Origin of the sequence: Shimia sp., from assembly GCF_965227725.1 — a bacterium.
In the GTDB taxonomy this organism is placed as follows: domain Bacteria; phylum Pseudomonadota; class Alphaproteobacteria; order Rhodobacterales; family Rhodobacteraceae; genus Shimia.
In genome coordinates this window covers 1,043,161-1,060,679 of record NZ_CBDDGH010000001.1, presented here as the reverse complement: position 1 = coordinate 1,060,679, position 17,519 = coordinate 1,043,161, and the positions used below count along the sequence as shown (strand labels likewise).

Annotated in this window: 15 protein-coding genes and 3 pseudogenes; 11 read left to right on the top strand and 7 right to left on the bottom strand. The window is 49.1% G+C overall.

The window, feature by feature from the left end; translation table 11 throughout:
* Positions 1-88: 88 nt before the first annotated feature.
* Positions 89-976 (bottom strand): LysR family transcriptional regulator, encoded by an 888-nt coding sequence (locus ACO07T_RS04965; protein ID WP_422048491.1) that lies wholly within the window; start codon positions 974-976, stop codon positions 89-91.
* Positions 977-1,113: 137 nt separating this feature from the next.
* On the opposite strand from ACO07T_RS04965, the gene ACO07T_RS04960 reads away from it, so the two are divergent.
* Entirely contained in the window at positions 1,114-1,797 is a 684-nt protein-coding gene (locus ACO07T_RS04960) for a type 1 glutamine amidotransferase domain-containing protein (protein WP_422048490.1), read from the top strand.
* Between the two features lie 110 nt (positions 1,798-1,907).
* Here ACO07T_RS04960 and ACO07T_RS04955 read toward each other — a convergent pair whose 3' ends face one another.
* The 3 genes from ACO07T_RS04955 to ACO07T_RS04945 all read right to left on the bottom strand — a co-directional run bounded on the left by ACO07T_RS04955 (position 1,908) and on the right by ACO07T_RS04945 (position 3,239).
* On the bottom strand, positions 1,908-2,402 hold the full coding sequence (locus ACO07T_RS04955) for a GNAT family N-acetyltransferase (RefSeq protein WP_422048489.1): 495 nt from the start codon (positions 2,400-2,402) through the stop codon (positions 1,908-1,910).
* A gap of 40 nt (positions 2,403-2,442) precedes the next feature.
* The gene (locus ACO07T_RS04950; RefSeq protein ID WP_209076382.1) at positions 2,443-3,027 is read right to left on the bottom strand and encodes an HD family hydrolase; all 585 of its coding nucleotides are present in this window, start codon (positions 3,025-3,027) and stop codon (positions 2,443-2,445) included.
* Between the two features lie 89 nt (positions 3,028-3,116).
* Positions 3,117-3,239, bottom strand: coding sequence for a hypothetical protein (locus ACO07T_RS04945; RefSeq protein WP_422048488.1), 123 nt, complete (start codon positions 3,237-3,239; stop codon positions 3,117-3,119).
* Positions 3,240-3,253: 14 nt separating this feature from the next.
* Between ACO07T_RS04945 and ACO07T_RS04940 the strand changes: the two are divergent.
* From ACO07T_RS04940 to ACO07T_RS04895, 10 genes and pseudogenes are all read left to right on the top strand, one after another.
* A pseudogene (locus ACO07T_RS04940) lies at positions 3,254-3,906 on the top strand (IS6 family transposase).
* A gap of 239 nt (positions 3,907-4,145) precedes the next feature.
* The gene (locus ACO07T_RS04935) at positions 4,146-6,041 is read left to right on the top strand and encodes a GumC family protein (RefSeq protein ID WP_422048487.1); all 1,896 of its coding nucleotides are present in this window, start codon (positions 4,146-4,148) and stop codon (positions 6,039-6,041) included.
* 174 nt (positions 6,042-6,215) lie between these two features.
* Positions 6,216-7,283: a glycosyltransferase gene (locus ACO07T_RS04930; protein ID WP_422048486.1), complete on the top strand. Its 1,068-nt coding sequence runs from the start codon at positions 6,216-6,218 to the stop codon at positions 7,281-7,283.
* Positions 7,280-8,266, top strand: coding sequence for a glycosyltransferase (locus tag ACO07T_RS04925; protein WP_422048485.1), 987 nt, complete (start codon positions 7,280-7,282; stop codon positions 8,264-8,266). Before ACO07T_RS04930 ends, ACO07T_RS04925 begins: the two co-directional genes overlap by 4 nt.
* Positions 8,259-9,380 carry a glycosyltransferase family 4 protein gene (locus tag ACO07T_RS04920; protein ID WP_422048484.1) on the top strand — a complete coding sequence of 374 codons (1,122 nt, stop codon included), beginning with the start codon at positions 8,259-8,261 and terminating at the stop codon, positions 9,378-9,380. Before ACO07T_RS04925 ends, ACO07T_RS04920 begins: the two co-directional genes overlap by 8 nt.
* Entirely contained in the window at positions 9,377-10,624 is a 1,248-nt protein-coding gene (locus tag ACO07T_RS04915; RefSeq protein ID WP_422048483.1) for a polysaccharide pyruvyl transferase family protein, read from the top strand. Before ACO07T_RS04920 ends, ACO07T_RS04915 begins: the two co-directional genes overlap by 4 nt.
* Entirely contained in the window at positions 10,599-11,267 is a 669-nt protein-coding gene (locus tag ACO07T_RS04910) for a WecB/TagA/CpsF family glycosyltransferase (protein ID WP_422048482.1), read from the top strand. The genes ACO07T_RS04915 and ACO07T_RS04910 overlap by 26 nt, the downstream gene beginning before the upstream one ends.
* A 58-nt stretch (positions 11,268-11,325) precedes the next feature.
* The gene (locus ACO07T_RS04905) at positions 11,326-12,411 is read left to right on the top strand and encodes a hypothetical protein (RefSeq protein ID WP_422048481.1); all 1,086 of its coding nucleotides are present in this window, start codon (positions 11,326-11,328) and stop codon (positions 12,409-12,411) included.
* 1 nt (position 12,412) lies between these two features.
* Positions 12,413-13,366, top strand: coding sequence for an acyltransferase family protein (locus tag ACO07T_RS04900; protein ID WP_422048480.1), 954 nt, complete (start codon positions 12,413-12,415; stop codon positions 13,364-13,366).
* Entirely contained in the window at positions 13,363-14,466 is a 1,104-nt protein-coding gene (locus ACO07T_RS04895) for a hypothetical protein (RefSeq protein ID WP_422048479.1), read from the top strand. Before ACO07T_RS04900 ends, ACO07T_RS04895 begins: the two co-directional genes overlap by 4 nt.
* Positions 14,467-14,548: 82 nt before the next feature.
* Here ACO07T_RS04895 and ACO07T_RS04890 read toward each other — a convergent pair.
* The 3 genes and pseudogenes from ACO07T_RS04890 to ACO07T_RS04880 all read right to left on the bottom strand — a co-directional run.
* A pseudogene (locus ACO07T_RS04890) lies at positions 14,549-15,179 on the bottom strand (integrase core domain-containing protein); the annotation flags it as partial.
* Positions 15,163-15,890: pseudogene (locus ACO07T_RS04885) on the bottom strand (transposase); the annotation flags it as partial. The pseudogenes ACO07T_RS04885 and ACO07T_RS04890, both read right to left, overlap by 17 nt.
* Positions 15,891-16,110: 220 nt before the next feature.
* On the bottom strand, positions 16,111-17,322 hold the full coding sequence (locus ACO07T_RS04880) for a polysaccharide biosynthesis/export family protein (protein WP_422048478.1): 1,212 nt from the start codon (positions 17,320-17,322) through the stop codon (positions 16,111-16,113).
* Between the last annotated feature and the right edge of the window lie 197 nt (positions 17,323-17,519).

Sequence of the window (17,519 nt, the reverse complement as noted above, 5' to 3'; positions counted from 1 at the left end):
CGGTATTGCGTCGGTGCGAATTTCGCCCGGCGCTTTTAACGTTTTGCGCAACGGCTGCGCCGCCCGGATCTTGTGTAAAAAATGCGTTTCAGCTGCGTTCGTTGGCAAAGGACGCCAGCAAGTGATCTATCGCCGCACGCACATGACGTGGCATGAGGCGGCGGTCTGCATAGACAATCCAGTGAGAGCGGCTCTGATCCTCAAATCCTTCGAGGATGGGGGTGGCTTCGCCCGCGTCGATCAGCGGTTGCAGATTTCCAATGGGCGAGTAGGCAATACCAAAGCCGCGCCGGACAGCATCCTGCATGAGTGGAATATTGTTGGTGCGCAGGCGACCCGAGATTTTGACGGGCAGGGGGCTGCCGCTTTCCGGGTCGTGAAACAGCCAGGTGTCGTTGTTGGCGACAAGGCAGGAATGCTGGCGTAGATCCTGTGGCGTTTGCGGTGTGCCGTGGCGCGCGAGATATGCGGGGGCGGCGACGCAGGAGAGCCGGTGGTTGACCAGCTTGCGTGCAATCAGCGAGCTGCTTGAGAGCACGCCGTAGCGCAGGGCAAAATCATAGCCATCCGCGATCAGATCCACATTGCGGTTGTTGAAATCTATCTCAAGCGTGATGCGCGGATTGGCTTGGGCAAAATCCAGAAGCCTTGGTGCCGCCACAGTTTCGGCAAAGGGGCCAGCGGCAGACACGCGGATCAGACCGGAAAGTGCTGCGACATCTCCTGCGATGCTCTGGTTGGCCTCCTGCAGGCCGGAGATGACGTTTTCGATCTGCGCGAGATACTCCGCCCCGCGTTCGGTGACCCGGACGGTTCGGGTGGTGCGCGCCAGAAGCTTTGTGCCGAGCCGGTCCTCCAGCGCCTGAACACGGCGCGAGATATGAGAGGTGGAGACATTGAGCCGCCGCGCCGCTGTGGTGAAGCTGCCGGTTTGCGCCACCGTGGCGAATTCTTCGATCCCGTCCCAGAGCGCCATGCCGTGATCCCTTATTGTTGCTCATGTGCAAAGATGTGTTGTCAGTTACGTCACTTGCGTCACCTATGCAATGATACCTAGATGCCTCCTCAGAAGAGGCGGCGCGGGCTGCCTCACATCATAGGCAGGAACATCTGATGACCAAAAAGATCCTCGTGGCGCTGACATCCCATGACCAACTCGGCGACACCGGTGCAAAAACCGGTTTCTGGCTCGAAGAGCTGGCCGCGCCTTACTATGAGTTCATTGATGCAGGTTTTGAGGTCACGCTGGCGTCGCCCAAAGGGGGCTTGCCGCCGCTCGACCCAAAGAGCAATGAGCCTGATTTCCAGACCGAGCACACCCACCGTTTTGAGGCGGATGCGGCGGCAAATTCCGCGCTGAACAGCACCGCAAAGCTGGCAGATGTGGCAGCCGAGGATTTTGACGCAATTTTCTATCCCGGTGGCCACGGCCCGATGTGGGATCTGGTTGAGGATGCGGACTCCATCAAGTTGATCGAAGATTTCTTTGCCGCGCAAAAGCCGGTTGGTTCTGTCTGTCACGGGCCGATCGTTCTGGTGAACGCAAAAGACGCAGAGGGCGAATACATCGTCAAAGACCGCAAGGTGACCGGTTTTTCCAACACCGAAGAAGACGCCGTGGCGCTGACCAATGTTGTGCCGCAGCTGTTGGAAGACACGCTGATCGCCCGTGGCGGGATCTACTCCAAAGGCGAAGACTGGATGTCTTATGTGCAGAAAGACGGGCACCTGATCACCGGTCAGAACCCGAACTCCTCTGCCGCCGTAGCGCAGCAGGTGATCGAGGCGCTGTCTTAAGCTGCTGGACAAAGGAAAAGAGGCGCTGCGGAAGCTCAGGTTTGCCTGCGCAGCACGTCTGATCTGTTTCACGTGAAACGACGCGCCGGAGATCCTCTCTGGCGCGTTTGTTATGTCAGGTCGTAGCGCTTGTGGATTTTGTCCACGGTGCTGCCATCGGCCAGCGCGACGTCGGATTTCCGGGCGTAGGTTTCAAAGCTGCGGCTTCGGTAATAGGCGAGGCCGCCTGCGTTGTCGGCGCGGATTTCGGCGTTGATCCATTCATAGCCCAATTTGCGCGCGGCTGTCTTTGTGGCGTCAAACAGTTTGGAGCCGATGCCCATGCCGGTTTGGCCGGTTTTGACAAAAGTGCCGATGTCGCAGGCTTCCGGGGGCAGGGCGGCATAGGGGCCGATCCATTGAAAACCCAAGAGCGTGCCGTTTTCGGCTAGGGCAACATGCCAGGTGGCGTCCTCTGGATTGGCCATCAGCCATTCGCCAAGCGCCTCTTTGGTCATGGTCTTGGTGATCGCGGTTGTGCCGCCCGCTGCGATGATTTCATTGAGCAGATCAGCGGTTTGACGCAGGTCGGCTTGTGTGCCGGGTTGAATGGAAATTTGTGTCATAAAATAGATCCAAATAGAGACTAAATAGGCTTAAATAGGTTCAAATTTGCGCCAGTAATGCGGCGTGTCGGCGGGTAAAATCGGTGCGCACCTCTACGGGTGGGCGCAGGTCAATGGTGAGCCCGTCAATCACTTCCGGGTCGGGCACCCCAAAGAGTTTGTTGGCCTCTGCCACGGAAAAGCCTGCGATCTGCGTCGCTTCCATCCAGGCGGAGATCTTATCGGCTTTCTTGATCTGGGCCTTGAGGCGCTTGGGCGTTTCAGCGGGCAATCCAAAGCGGATGTGAATGGCGGCTGTCAGACGGTCATCAAGCTGTCCGTAGCCGGGGCCCACAGCGGCTTTCACCGGGGAAATCATATCGCCAATGACATATTCGGGCGCATCATGCAGAAGCGCGGTGAGCCGGGTCTTGGGCGTCGCGGATTTATACATGCGGCGATAGATGTCTTCGACCAGCAGGGAATGCTCGGCCACGGAATAGGCAAAATCCCCATGGGTTTGCCCGTTCCAGCGCGCGACAAAGGCGAGGCCATGGGCAATGTCTTCGATCTCTATGTCCACAGGTGTGGGGTCAAGCAGATCGAGCCTGCGCCCTGATAGCATCCGTTGCCAGGCTCGTGCCATGTGTTTGCGCTCCCAAGTGTTCGCAAAATACCTACGCCAGCCACAGGGCGCAGGGCAAGCGTGTGCGAAACGCAGGCATGGGGCTGAGCTCAGCCAACGGTGCCGCTTGCGGTCAGCAACACACTTGTGACCACGATGAGCGACGCCAAAATGAGGACGGTGGGCACCAGTCGCGCAAACCGCAACCGGGGCTTCTGAGAGGGGGCAATCATAATTTCTTCCTCAGATCATCGCCCATGCAGTGTGGTTGTATGCCCGTTTCAATCCAAGCCTAAACGAAGTTGACGAGATGCTGCTGCAGCGTGGGATCGACGTGTCTTACGAGACTGTCCGGCGCTGGGTCATCAAGTTCGGGCCACAAATCGCTCGCAAAATTCGAAAGCGACAGGACCATCCCGGCGATATCTGGCATCTCGATGAGGTTGTCGTAAGAATATCAGACTGCAAGTATTGGCTTTAGCGCGTGGTCGATCAGCACGGCGTCGTTCTGGACGAAATCATCCAACCTAAACGCAACCAACGAGCTGCTAAACGGCTGTTGCGCAGCCTGATAAAGTATCTTGGTTTTACTCCCAAACGGATCGTCACGGAAAAGTTGCATTCATATGACGCCGCCAAACGAGAGATCGCGCCGGGCCTCGATCACTGGTCGCACACGGATCTCAACAACCGCGCTGAAAACAGTCATCTCCATTCCGAAAGTGAGAACGAACAGTGCAAGGCTACCGCTCTCCAGCCGGACTACAGCGGATCGTGGCCGTCTTTTCCGCAGTCCGCAATAGCTTCAGTGTCCCCACTTACCGTCGCTTAGCACTAACAATTAGATATCACGGCCTTGAGGCATTTGACGCCTGGAATGCTGCCACAAAGGCCGCTTGAAATCCGAACACCACAATCGCTATGTGGATCACGGGTGAACGTGACAACACCCTTGAAGCTAAGTGGCCCCCCGATGTTTACGATTAATGCAACAGTCTCTCAGAAATATATGTTGTAGCAATGGTTTGGGTTGCGCGATTTTTCTGCCATTACTATAGGCAGCAACGCTGATCTAATGGTGTTTTCAGCGTCTTTGCAGCCTACTATTAAGGCCTTAGATAACTCGATTGAGGTGAACTATGATGCAGTCTGAAGAACAAAGAGATCAGATCGATTTGGCTGAGTTTCTTGCTGCTGTTTGGCATAGTTGGCGCATGGTTTCTCTGATCACTATTGGATTTGTCAGTCTTGCGGTCTTTTATGCGTTTGTAGTTGCTGAGCCTCAATATGAAGCCTCGACGCGGTTTGAACTTCTAGAAAAGGATCAAGGTGGTGGAGGCCTGGGGCAAGTAGCCGGTCTGGCTGCTATCGCGGGCATCAACATATCGGCCAGTGCCTCAGAAGCCGAGTCCTTGCAAGATCGTGTTCTATCACGACCTTTTGTTGAAAGCATATATGAGGATGCAAGTTTTGCATCAGATCCAGAATTCAACTTCATTCTCCGAGAACCTAGCCTGGTCGATAAAATCAAGGCTCTCATCCGTGGTGCGCCTAAGACAACGCCTGATCAAGACGGCTACTATGTGATGGCTGTTAAGGCACTGTCTAAAAGGATGACGCTATCGCCCAAAGACAATGGCATTGTTAAATTGACGATACGCCATCCCGAGGCCGATCGAGCTGCACATGTAGCCAATGTTATCGTTGAAAGAGCGCTTAATGATATCTTTTTGAGAGAACGTGGTGAAGTACGCGACAGTTTGAATTACTTTGCGGATGAGCTGTTGCAAGTGCGTGAAAACTTGGACTCTGCAAACTCGGCGATGCGTGATTTTGCGATAGAAAACAGCTTACTATCTGATGAAGAACTGGGGAAGGCTTCAGCTCAGCTTACCCAAGTACGGCGCGATATTTCACTTATCAGTGATAGTCTTCAAGCTCTCGAAAGCATCAATGATAGTTCATTTGATGGTACGCAATTTGTGCAAGACTTTCCTGTGGCGATGAGTTTGCCATTTCGACGGGTTCTCAAGTTGTCGGGCAAGCCGAGCGAGTGGGAAAGCCCGACAAAGAGTGAAGTTGAACGGGCTAGTTCCAGTTTGCGTGCGCAGCAAGCAGCGTTGATATCTAGTTTGGATGTACTTGAAAAACAGGCACGTGTTTCGGGTGCTGAGGCGTTAGAACTTGCAGCCTTGGAACGAGAAGTCGAAGTGCGTCAAGCCATCTACGAATCCCTTATCACACAGTTTCAATCGCAGACATTGTTGTCTGGATACGAGCGAGCGAGCGGTCGGATTATTGAAACAGCGATCGCACCCTCAAATCCTATCTCGCCGAAAAAACCGCTATTGATTGTTCTTGGCTTGGTTATCGGCTTGATAATGGGAGTGATCGCAGTTCTGTTCTGTGTCATACGCCGGGAAGTGATCTACTCGAAAGGTTCAATGATTCGTGTCTTTGAATCTATTCGCTTGGATTCCAACAGCGCGATAAACCCAACCGTTATATCTGTTGATAAAATTCGTGCGTTAGCACCTAGCAGATTGATCTCCGCGATTGGCGATGACTGGAAGGTTGCAGCGGTTATGCCAACCAGCAGCACGGGTGTTGGAACAACCCTTGCAGCGGGAATTGCCGGTGGCTGCGCTGAGGCCGGGCGGAAAACTGCGATACTGAATTTGTCTGAAAAGGATTTGAAACAAAAGAAGTCGTCATCAGTATCTCAGCAAGGAGACTATTCTCTTGCCGTTCTAGAGGAGAACGTTGATGTCTTGAGGCCCTCTAGTGTGAGTGGCTTCTTGGTGCGATCAGATGTGTTTAAACGTTTTGGGGAACTCAAGGATCTATATGAGCGTGTTGTAGTGGTTCTTCCGCCCACCGAGAAAAATCCATCTGTGTCACGTGTTGTTGCACAGCTGGCCGACGAAGTGGTTGTGGTTGCCGAGTGCGTAAGGTCGACACGCGGAGCAGTCCAGGTAGTTAAGTCCGTGTTGCAAAGGTCTGAGGTCTCAGTGCCTACCGTGATTGTGGTTTGAGTGCTGCTTGCCGGATGACAAACGGCTTTGGGAACCGGTGCACCACGCTATGAGCCCTTTTCAGAGTTTTTGTTAGCAGCCGAAACAGCTCAATGCCGTTTCAGGGGGCGTAAACTTAAGGAATGCACGTGCCTGCTCTGAACTGTCAGGCATTGCTAAAGAGTTGGTGGAAATATGATCGTAGCTTTTTTTATAAAGAGTTTTTACGGAGGTGGAGCGGAAAAGGTTGTTGTAAATCTGGCGAACGCTCTTTCTAAGCGATATGCTGTCAAGATTTTTGTCGCCCAGAATGACGGCGTCTACAAAAATTTAGTAGGCTCCTCAATCGAAGTCATAGAGTTAGGCCAGCCGTCGATACGATCAATCGTGACAGAGCTGCCTAAACTTCACAAAGAACACAAATTTGATGTTCTGATTTCTAACTTGGTTCATGAGAACATTTTCGCAAGCCTCGGCTGGCTATTTAGCTTTCGTGGCTTCAAGCTAATCAAGGTTGAACACAACAAAGTGTTTGATGAAATGGCGGCGGCTTCGAAAGCCAAGGCTTTCATTACGAAAGCCTTATGGGCGCTTACGAAGAACTTAGGCACGCTCACAATTGGTGTGTCGAAAGGTGTATGTGATGACCTTACCACCAATGGAGTACGGCGTGTACGATACATCTATAATCCAATTCTAGATGCACGAAGTAGGTCGCGGGATCGCGGGGTCAAGGCAGGCCATAAAATTCTGTTTGTTGGTCGATTGGTTGATCAAAAGGATCCTCTCCTAGCTCTTAAGGTGGTTAGGGAAATTCTGAAGAAAGATAGTAGATTTTCGTTGACGATCGCAGGGGAGGGCCCTCTAAAATCTGAGATTTTGGAGTTTGTTCAGGCAAACAAAATGGGCGATGCGGTCAAGTTAGTCGGTTTTCAGAAGGATATTGAGACGCTCTATGAGAACCATGATTTTTTAGTCCTAACTTCAAAGTTTGAAGGTTTCGGAAACGTCATAGTCGAAGCTGCCCATAGAGGGTGTATTCCGATTGTTGCAGATGTTCCCTTCGGCCCGAATGAAATCGTAACTTCATCAAAGATTGGTGTCTTGGTTAACAGTCGAGATAACATTGGTGCCTATGTAGATGCCATGTTGTCGAAAAGTAGCGCGTTTGACTTTGAGTTTGCGCAAAAAGAGCTACGCCAAAGGTTTGGTATCGAGAGTATTTCGGATCAATATTCTGAGTTGATTGAGGAACTAGTATGAAGAATGGGTTGGCAGTTTTTGCATGGGATGATGGCGGAGGTGTGAACAAGATCCATCATACGATTATGGCAAAAACCTCAGTCAATTGGCGCCACCTCTATCTGAATGAAAAAAATATTCTGAACGCGTTTGCAAAGCTCTATCGCAAGCTGAGCGGAGGCGACTTTGACGTTGTCTTTGTGGGCAATGGGCGTGAAGCGCTGTTGGCTGAGCTCGCCAAAAGAATTTCGTTCAAAAAATTCCGTATTGTATATGTACAACATACTCCCATTGAATTTTCTGGGCGGAAGTCTGGCTTGAGCGCGGCATTTTTTCGTTTTTTGGTAAAGCGTCAAAGCGTAATCACAATTTCAAACGAATTGCATGAAAGTTTATCGACCGCGCTTTCTATTCCAAGCGATGCCATCGAATTGATTTATAATCCTGTGCTAGAAGCTGAGGACGCGGACTTCTTACTGCCATCTCACCAGAACGAGCCAATCAGATTGTTGGGTGTTGGTCGTCTATCTACCCAAAAGAACTTCGTGTTCATGATCGGTTTGGTGCGCTTTTTGTTGGACCAGGGGATTTCATGCGAGCTTTCTATTTTTGGTGAGGGAGAGGACGAACATCTTCTAAAGGAAGAAATTGCGCGGCTAGATCTGGAAGATTTTGTGCATTTGAAGGGTTTCAGTACTGAGATTCACACTGAGTTCGCTTCACATGATGTTTTTCTACTGTGTTCGCTCTGGGAGGGATTGCCCACAGTTCTGATCGAAGCATTGCAATATTGCCCGCGTGTAGTGGCTTATCAATGTCCAACCGGCGTTGCCGAAATACTTCACGAACAGCCAGCGACATGTGTCGTCTCCAGACTCGACCATGCGAGTTTTAAGGCCGCCATAGAGCAGGTCCTTAGTCTTCATGGTCCTATACAGAGGAAATTTAAAAAATACTCTGTGCAACGAAATATCTCAAAATATCAGGCTATATTCGATGTTTAACAACACGCTATCAATCGTTTTTAGGTTTCCAAGGTTTGAGGGCCAAGCAGTTGTGAGCGGCGAGGTGAAAAACGCATTTCACTTTACTAATGAACTTGTAAGCAAGTCCAAGAAATCTACGATTATCTCGTTTGAAGAAGATGCAGATAAAGACGTCATTGAACAGGATGGCGCTCTAACTATTGTGCGTCTTAAAACGCCTAAGGCACGTGGTGTTGTTCGATACTTCATTCGCGCATTCGCAGCTAGACGCGCAATCCGACAATTGCCGGATCGTGATTTTGAGCTGGTCCATTCGCATTTGACTTATGGCTCGATTGCGGCAGCGATGGCTGGTTTTCGAAAGGTTCTGATTACCACGCCACACGGAACCAATTTTCAAGAAATCAGTACGGAACTCACGCAGAGCTTCAAAGATAGACTGCGCTTTCTAAATTCTGTCCTTCAGAGAGAGTTGGATTCATTGGCGATGAACCTCTCTAGACTGAACGTGTCGGTTTCCGTATTTCAGATTTCTGACATGAAGGAATGCTACCGCTGTAAGGCCCCGATCTCAGTCGTATACAACGGGGTTCCAGACTACTATCAGCCTCTCGATCAGAGTAAAAAACATGATATCCTTTTTGTGGGGCGCGCGTGCAAAAAGAAGGGCCTCGATGTGGTAAAAGAACTGGCTGAAAACCAGTATCGAGACCGCAGTTTCAAAGTTGTCTTGGGTGACAAGATTTTTGATACATTGGAACCAAGTTTCTTGGCAGATCTAGCTCAACTTCCGAACGTTGATGTCACATACAATGTATCTGAGCTTGGCTTGGTGCAGCTAATTAACGAAAGTAAGGTTTTGTTAGTGCCTTCAAGAGGATATGAGTCTCTTCCTACAGTAATTATGGAGGCAGTGGCATGCGGAACGCCGGTGGTTGCGACGCGTGCATGGGGCGTGCCTGAGGTGATCTTGAACGAAAAACTGATGTTTGAAGAGGATGTCCTATCAGACATCATTGATTGCGTAGAGCATGCTTGGGATAATGGGTTTTCTTCAGCGGATTATTCCAATAAGCAACTTTGCCAAGAGCATACAAAACTACTGAAGACTTTTGCTGAGGATCTATCGTGAAGAAAGCTGTGTTACTCGATTTTGCTTCGGAAGTGAATCGCGGCGACGCGATCATGCAAGAAGTCTTCTACCAGCATTGCCAAGATACGCTTGGAGTGGACGAGATATCTGTAGTGAGCGTGTATGGCAAAAATCAGGATTACGATAGTCCAAAGCATTTCGACTTGTCATCGCGGTTCAATCCAAAGATTTTCGCAAACTTGAGAAATTCAGGAAATAAGCTGGAAGGATCTTCACGATCTAGCAAGCTGGGGAACGTTTTGAACCTCTTCGTGTCTCTCTTGCAACTTCTCAATCTGCTGATTTTCCGACGGTTTGTTGGTCGCCCTGATCAATCGGAACTCGCAAAGGAAATTCGTGAGGCGGACTATGTGATCTGGAACGGGCGGAATTTTCGTAATCGCCGAGGTATCGGTGAGCTCTATGATATTTTGTGCATGTCTGTATCTCCCATGATCGCAGTTATTCTCGGACGGCGTCCAGTGACAATTGGTGTTTCGATATGGCCGTTGCGTATGAAGTCATCAAAATTCATTTTACGCTTTGTTCTGTCGAAATGCGAATTTGTGTCTTGTAGAGAAAGTGAGAGTTTTTCATACGCCAATAACGTGTTGGGGCTAGAGAACACACGTTTAGATCCAGATCTCTCTTTTGCATCCATGCCCTTTAACGGCTTGAAACGTGCGGATGACCCAGACATGAAGACAATGTACATCACATTGGTTGATTGGGATGAAGACGGGGAGCAGGTCAGACAAGACTATATCAACGCAATTGGTGAAGCTATCCGGTGGGGGAACGAAAATGAGTTTTCTGTCACCATCGTTCCTCAGGTACATTTCCAGTGGGAAGACTATCGAGCGCTGCTCCCGGAGCTTGAGAAATTCGGTGACTTTTCAAAGTTGGAGAAATCTCTCGAGCATGAAGAATTGTTGGAACTTTATCGAAACGGATCGATTTTGATCGCGACCAGGATGCACTCTGCTATTTTTGCGTTGTCGGAAGGATGTAAGGTTCTGGCGATCTCTTACGATAGCGGAGCTAAGTGGAACATTCTTACAGACGCTGGTTTGCCTAAAAAATACCTATGCCAAATGCAGAACGTGGGGCAAGTGAACATGCCAGCTCTGCTGCGGGACATCAATAACGATAGTGCATACTGGCAGGACATCGTGCCCGGCTATCTCGACAATAAGAAAAAAGTTGAGGCTCCGTTCCTTGAAACGCTTCGCATTAACAGCTGAATTCAGTTTTCCAAGGGTAATAGGCGAAAGTAAAATCGTTACTTTTGTCAATCCGACTAACTACTTTCAGACACGACCTAAGTGGAACGAGTTTACACAGGTTTTTAGCGACGGGATTCTGTTCACAAAGCTGTATGGGCGGCGATCTGGAGTAGCCATCGAACGGGTTTCATTTGATTTCGGCTCTATTGCAGAAAGTGTTTTCAGTGAAGCTATCAATCGCAATTTTCGTGTTGCATTAATTGGCGGAAAACCTCGCGAGATAGCCAAGGCAGTTCAAAAAATACAGAAAAAATTTCCAAAACTAGCCATCTGTTTCCACACAGATGGCTATGGAGATAAAGATCTTGTCCTTCGAGAGTTGGAGGCTCAGAAGCCTGACTTACTCATTGTCGGGCTGGGGTCACCACTGCAAGAAGACTTTCTAATTGAGTGCAAATCCAAGCTACCAAACCCTTTTTTAGGTTATACTTGTGGCGGCTTTCTTACGCAAACGTCCATTTCGGAAAACTACTATCCCTCCTGGGTGAATAGATACAATCTAAGGTGGTTGTTTAGATTTTTTAGACATGCACATGTTCGGAAGAAACTACTGGTGGATTATCCGGTTTTTCTGGTGCGTTGGTTTACAGATATAAGGTAATCCAATCTATGCTCCAGATTTTTTGGAAATGCATGTTTAGCACGGCATGAGATTAGAAATGACGATATCTAAATCTCATGCCTTTTTTGTCTGTTTGCTTTTGGTACCTCTGTATCCTTTGGGCAGCATTCAGATGGGTGTCCTTCTACACTACGTAGCTGTTTGTACCTTCGCTGTGTTTTTCTTTTTGCCAAAAGACCAGCGTGTGTTCTTGCCCCATTCAGTAGCGATCCTGATCGCACTCTATTTTATGCCTAATGTGGTCAGGATTTTTTTTCAAGAAGTGCGCTTTGATTTGGTTAACAGTATATTGCGCGATTTAATCTGCTTTTTGACATTTATTATCTCTTACAACGTATTCGCCAATCAAGATCTTCAAAAGCTGAGACGTGTTTTGAAAACACTGATTGGTGTAACGGTTGGCTTCGTAATTTTGCAGATTTTGCCTGGGACGTATTCAATATTAAGTCACTGGAACCCAAGAGGTGTCCAAGGATTTTATGGCGTCCAAATCGGTAGCCTTTTCGTGTTTAGTTATTCTTTCGGGGTCTTCATTCTCCTATCATCCATTGTGCTGGGGAAAGTCAAATTTCTCTCTGTGGTGCTGATCGCACTTACACAGAGTAAGTCAATCTTTCTGGCGTTTTTGGGAATTTCTCTGCTTAGGATGAAGCTCAGAAGCCTACCTATCTATCTAGGTGTGCTTTTTACTGTGGGGTTCTTGTACTACGATACCATCCTGCAAAGATTACCATACCTATATTTTTTGATTGATACTTGGGCATCTGGAGAGATCGACCCCAGCACGCAGTATCGTCTCATACAGGCTCAAATCGCAGTGAATTCTGTTCTTGATGGACCTTTTTGGGGCAATCCAACGAGCGACGTTAATATCGAGAACCTTTATCTCTACACGTTGAATGAATATGGGCTGTTGGGTGCCACGTTGCGGCTCGTAGTCGCCTTTCTGGTAGTGCTTGAAACATGCGGGCGTGGTGTCCTATCTCGTTCTGAACGCATGCAAATCCTTCTGGTAATCCTGTTTGCAGGACTGTCGTTTCCTGTACTAGAAGCTCCAAAGATTTCGTTGTTAATCTGGGCCCTTTTTGGGGCTCTCTACCGTATATCTCAGGAAAGGTCCTAAGGTGCGTCCAGGAAGACTCGAATACCTAGATGCTGCGAGGTTTTGTGCTGCAGTTTCTGTCTTTTTGTATCATTTACTATATGTGCATCATGGAGAGTTGTCAGAGGTTTTTCTCCCCTTCAAGTATGGAATTTGGGGGGTGATGGTTTTCTTTGTGATTTCCGGCTTTGTGATCGGAATGAGCGTCGAAGGTTCGACTGCCAAGATGTTTGTACTGAAGAGGGTAAAACGGTTGTACCCTGCGTATTGGGTTTCAATCGCATTTGTAGTCGTAGTCGCGGCAATTGTGGGAGAGGTGCCGGACGCACTGACTACTATTGTAAATCTGACAATGCTGCAGGAGTTTTTGGGCTTTGAGCACATCAATGGAGTTTTTTGGACTCTTACATTTGAGTTGCTATTTTATTTTTATATTTTGTGTGGGGTCTTTATTCTTAAAATAAATATCCGAACATTCAATGTTTTATGGATTTTGGCGCTGTGTGTGGCACATGTTGTCGATATTGATATTGTTCGAAAGTTGATCTTGGGATCTTATGCAATTTATTTTGTTTTTGGCCTTCAGGTGATGCTTATATTCAAGGAGAGGAAGTTAATAGATTGGGTTGTTCTGGTCTTTATCTTAGGACTTCTGTTTTTTTACTCTCGTGAGAATCTCCAGCAATATTCTGTCTATCTTTCAGATAGTATGGGCTTCCTCGGACTGTTTAAGTTTGTTTTTATTTTCCTTTTGTTTTCATACGGATTTCAAAAAATACTGCCGTCCAAAGTTGCTTACCTTGGGGAGATTTCGTATCCGCTTTATCTGGTGCATCCATTTGCAATGGTTTTAAGTAACTATTTTTTTGACAATTGGTTGGATATTTTTGTTTCTACTTTTTTGTCATTTACTGTGAGTGCATTGGTGCTGATTTCTGAGCGACACCTTCGAAGCCTAATGAACAAACTAATATGAAAAACCTCTCCCTGTTGCTGGTCTCCGGTGTATCGGCAAGCGCACTGCAGCTCCTTGCCAACTTTTTCTTGTACAAGCAGTTTTCAGGTGCCGAATTTGAAGCGTTCTATGCTCTTCTGCTATTGAGCGCGAGTATTCGGCCGCTTGCAACCCTGAAAATGGAAGCGGCTTTGTTCCGTAACACGAAGACTATTAGGGTCTTCTGCTTTGTTTTATGTCTCGCAACGGTTGTAAGTCTCGGCGTCGGTTTGTCAGGTTGGCTTTTGTCTCGAGAGTCTTTAACCCAGATTGCGTGCATCATCTGGGCGACGGCACTTAATGAAGTTCTAGAAATGTTTCTTGTGAAACAAAAGCGAGTGCGTGCGGTCAGCGCCATCCGTATCACGAGACCTTTGTTCTTGATATTTTTGGCCTACTTGTCCTTAGAGCAATACTTGGACCGAGATCTCATCGTTTTGTTTTTCCTGTCCTATATTCCTGGTACTGTCGCAGGACTTTTGATGCTCCGGAAATTCTTGTGTTACCTTCCGTCCCTAAAAATTCAGGACGGCTTTGAAATTTTTAAGGGTGAATACGCTCTTCTCATTTACAATGTTCCCGCAGCGATGGGAGTTGGGTTCGCTCAGTTCACCGTTTTTCAGGAATTTACCAACCGGGTGTCATCCGAGATGGGCGCACAGGCCGCCATCATTTCAAGGTTTGTTGATGCCGGCACCAATATCTTCATCCCAAACTTGCGTTTGTATTTACTGCGATTTGTAGAGTTGTCCCGGTATCATTTGTTCGTGTCTTGGTGGTTTAGCTTTACCTTGGCCAGCCTTTTGATTTTGATTTCTGTCTCACCAGCTTCAGTCTTTATTCAATTCTTTGCCGTCTTAAGTCTGTTTGGCTTAATGCGTGCTTTGGTTACCGTTTTTGGGACGTTTGCCTACCAGAAACGCAAGGACTACTTTGTCCTTCTGGATGCTGGCGCGCTGTTTGGTTTCGCTTGGTTCAGTGCGTTTTACGTTCAGATAGGCAATCCACTAATGCTGTTCCTTTATCCGCTGAGCTCTGCAATCATTTGTTTGGCACTCTATTTCTACCTTCGAAAGTTGTAAGAAGGGTACGGGGTCAAAAGTCGAGTGCTGCAGATAATGTCAGGGACAGGAGCGACTGACCTGCTCCTCGTAGAGTCCGCGTTTATTGGTTAGCACTGTACAGGTTTTGGTCTTCGTTTGACCGGATTGCATATTCGTTTGGCGTCAGACCAGCGAGGCTGGTGTGAGGCCGGTTGCGATTGTACTCAGCGCGCCATGCCGCAATTATGCGGTAAAGATTGGGACACATTTTCGTTGAGGCTTTCCTCGCGCATACGCCCGTTGAAGCTTTCGACGAGACCGTTCTGCATGGGTTTGCCTGGTGCGATGTAATGCGCGCCGACCTTGCGGTCCTCCTGCCATTTCAGCATCGCGTTGCTGGTCAGTTCGGTTCCATTGTCGCTGATCACACGGCAGGGACAGCCGTGCAGTTGGGCGATCCGATCCAGTTCACGGGCGACGTGCCTACCGCCAATTGATGTGTCCACCACGGCAGCCAGGCATTCCCAGCTGAAGTCATCGGTGACGTTCAGCACGCGGAACTGCCGCCCGTCCTCCAGCGCATCTGACATGAAGTCGAGTGACCACCTTTGGTTCGGGCCTTGCGGAATTGCCATCGGTGTTCTGGTGCCGACGGCGCGCTTACGTCCGCCCCGCGTGCGAACGGTTAACCCTTCTTCGCGGCAGAGCCGGTACAGCTTCTTCCAGTTCACAGTCCAGCTGATCCGCCATAAAGTCCATAGACCAGATCTCATCCGCAGCTTCAGGCACGGCCAGCGGCTCAGGCTTCTCCCGTTGAAGTCGTTCCCTTGGCTTGATCCGCATGTTCAGCTCCAGCTCGCGATAGATGGGGTAGACGCGCTTGTGGTTCCATCTGAACCTCTTCACGTTGCGCAAGTGCAGGAAGCACAGACCAAAGCCCCACGTCTAATTCGCTTTCGTCAGCGCCACCAACCAATCCGCGATCGCCTCATTCTCACCGCTGAGCTTTGACTGATATTGATAGCAGGCCTCGTTGAGGGAAAAGGCACGGGCGCCGAGGCAATACTGGCAGATCGATAGCGCACCGCCCATTCGGCCATCTCCTTGCGCTGAGATGGCCTAGCCGCTTTTTTCCAAGCGCCTGCTCAGGTTCTCTCGAACCATTGGCGTTCACCTTCGCCGTTCAGCAGATTGTTCTGCATGCTCTTCTCGGCATACATCTCCTTGAGCCGCGTTCGCCATTGGGCTCGAACCAATGGCGCCTTCAATGGCTCACTCTCATCGTCGAATTCTTGCATCCGGGCCATCAAGCTCGCATCCATGCTGCCATACTTGGAGCGCCATTTGTAATAGCTCGCGCTGCTTATGCCGTGTTCCCGGCACAGGTCACCAACAGGCACGCCGTTCTCTGCTTACTTTAAGATCGCCATGATCTGCGCGTCGCTGTACTTCGATTTCTTCATCAGAATCTCCTCTTTCATCTTGGAGAAAATTCTACTTCCGCACACCCTAAATTTTCGGGGGAATTATCATGCTAAAAAGGTCGTTTGAGATCCGAAAACCAGGATCTCTATGTAAGTCACCGGTTAACGTCACGACACTGAGTGTCTTTGCGCAAAGCCATGTCATATAGACATATTCGACCGCAATTTTGCGGTCGAATGTACAATTTTCAAGCAGCATCTATCGTAGGCTGGCTGCGCCAGTGTTTAGCAGAACAGGGAAGGCCTGTGCCAGGGTGCGTCCCCATGTGGTGATGGGCTGTTCTTGTACAAAAATTATGTCATTTGGGCGCATCTGGAATTGAGTGGCCATGGCGATATTAACAACGTTATTAGCGTTGAGGTGGAAAGCTGTCAGCGTTTCTCCACCACTGCGCAACACATAGATATGAGCTGGGTTACCTGTCACCGTGGGGAAGCCACCGCTTTCATACAATACATCTGCAAGCGAAGAGCTCACCTCAAAAGGGAGAGCGAAGCGGCCTTGCTGGCTGACCTCTCCAGTGAGATAGACATGATCACGCGCCACCGCACCCAATTCCAATTTGGCTTGGAAATTGGCGCGCCGCTCCTGCAGTTCATTCCGGTGTTGCTCGTAGGCATTGTCTACAAAAACCGAGTCACCATCCTGCAATGCGACTTTTCGAACCTTGGGACTGGAGTAATAACTGGCAAGTGGAATCTGATAGAGGGAGCCCGCACGGTGAATACGGATCAAAGCATAAGCGTGTCGGCCAGGTACCATACCACCAGCGGCAGCGATCGCCTCATCCAAATGCAAAGTGTTGAGAGTAATAGGCACCAACTGTGGCTGCTGCACAGCACCTTCGATCGACACCTGCTTAGAATTGAACTCGGCTATCTCTAGGCTGAACTCAGGATCCAATTGGTTTTGCACCAATCTCTGAAAGACACGCTCTTCCGCTTCTTCGATAGTCAGACCTTCTATGGCAACCGCGCCCACTTCAGGAACAGCTATGGCACCGTCATCACGGACAGTGTAGTTTTCACGTTGGCTTTGAGCCGGTTCATCGCCAATTGCGAAGCTGCGAGTGGCAAGCAGGACTGTGTCGCCAATTCCGATTTTATAAGCACCGGTTACAGTTGGTGGCGGCAAGCGCAGCTCAAGTTGTTTGGGTTTCTTGGGAAGCTGACCGAGATTTACGGAGGTGCCACCCGCAATTTGCGAAAAAGCTCCAGGCAAACGCTTGGGTTCGTAGGAACTGGTGTTGGCGCGCGCAACAGTTGCGGGTGTCATGGATACAACCGAAACATCAAAGGCGGTTTTTTTTTCACTGACGGTCGGGCTGTTGTACGTCACTCCACAAGCCGAGAGGAACACGCAGAACGCCAAGATTACAGCGCGGTGCAGATGCAGCATATTTAAATCCATCGTCAGTCTTTCAACTGGGGCAGCAGTATCGCAATTGCGACAAGACGGCTATATGGATTTTCAAGCACCCTTTTGTTAATCATCCGGAGTGACACTAATGCATAAGTCTCAAACAGTGGAAACAATCCAAATTAGCGGTCAAAAATTGGCTAACCAAGCCACCTAGATCATAGTGTAAACATAACTTCTTGTCGCGT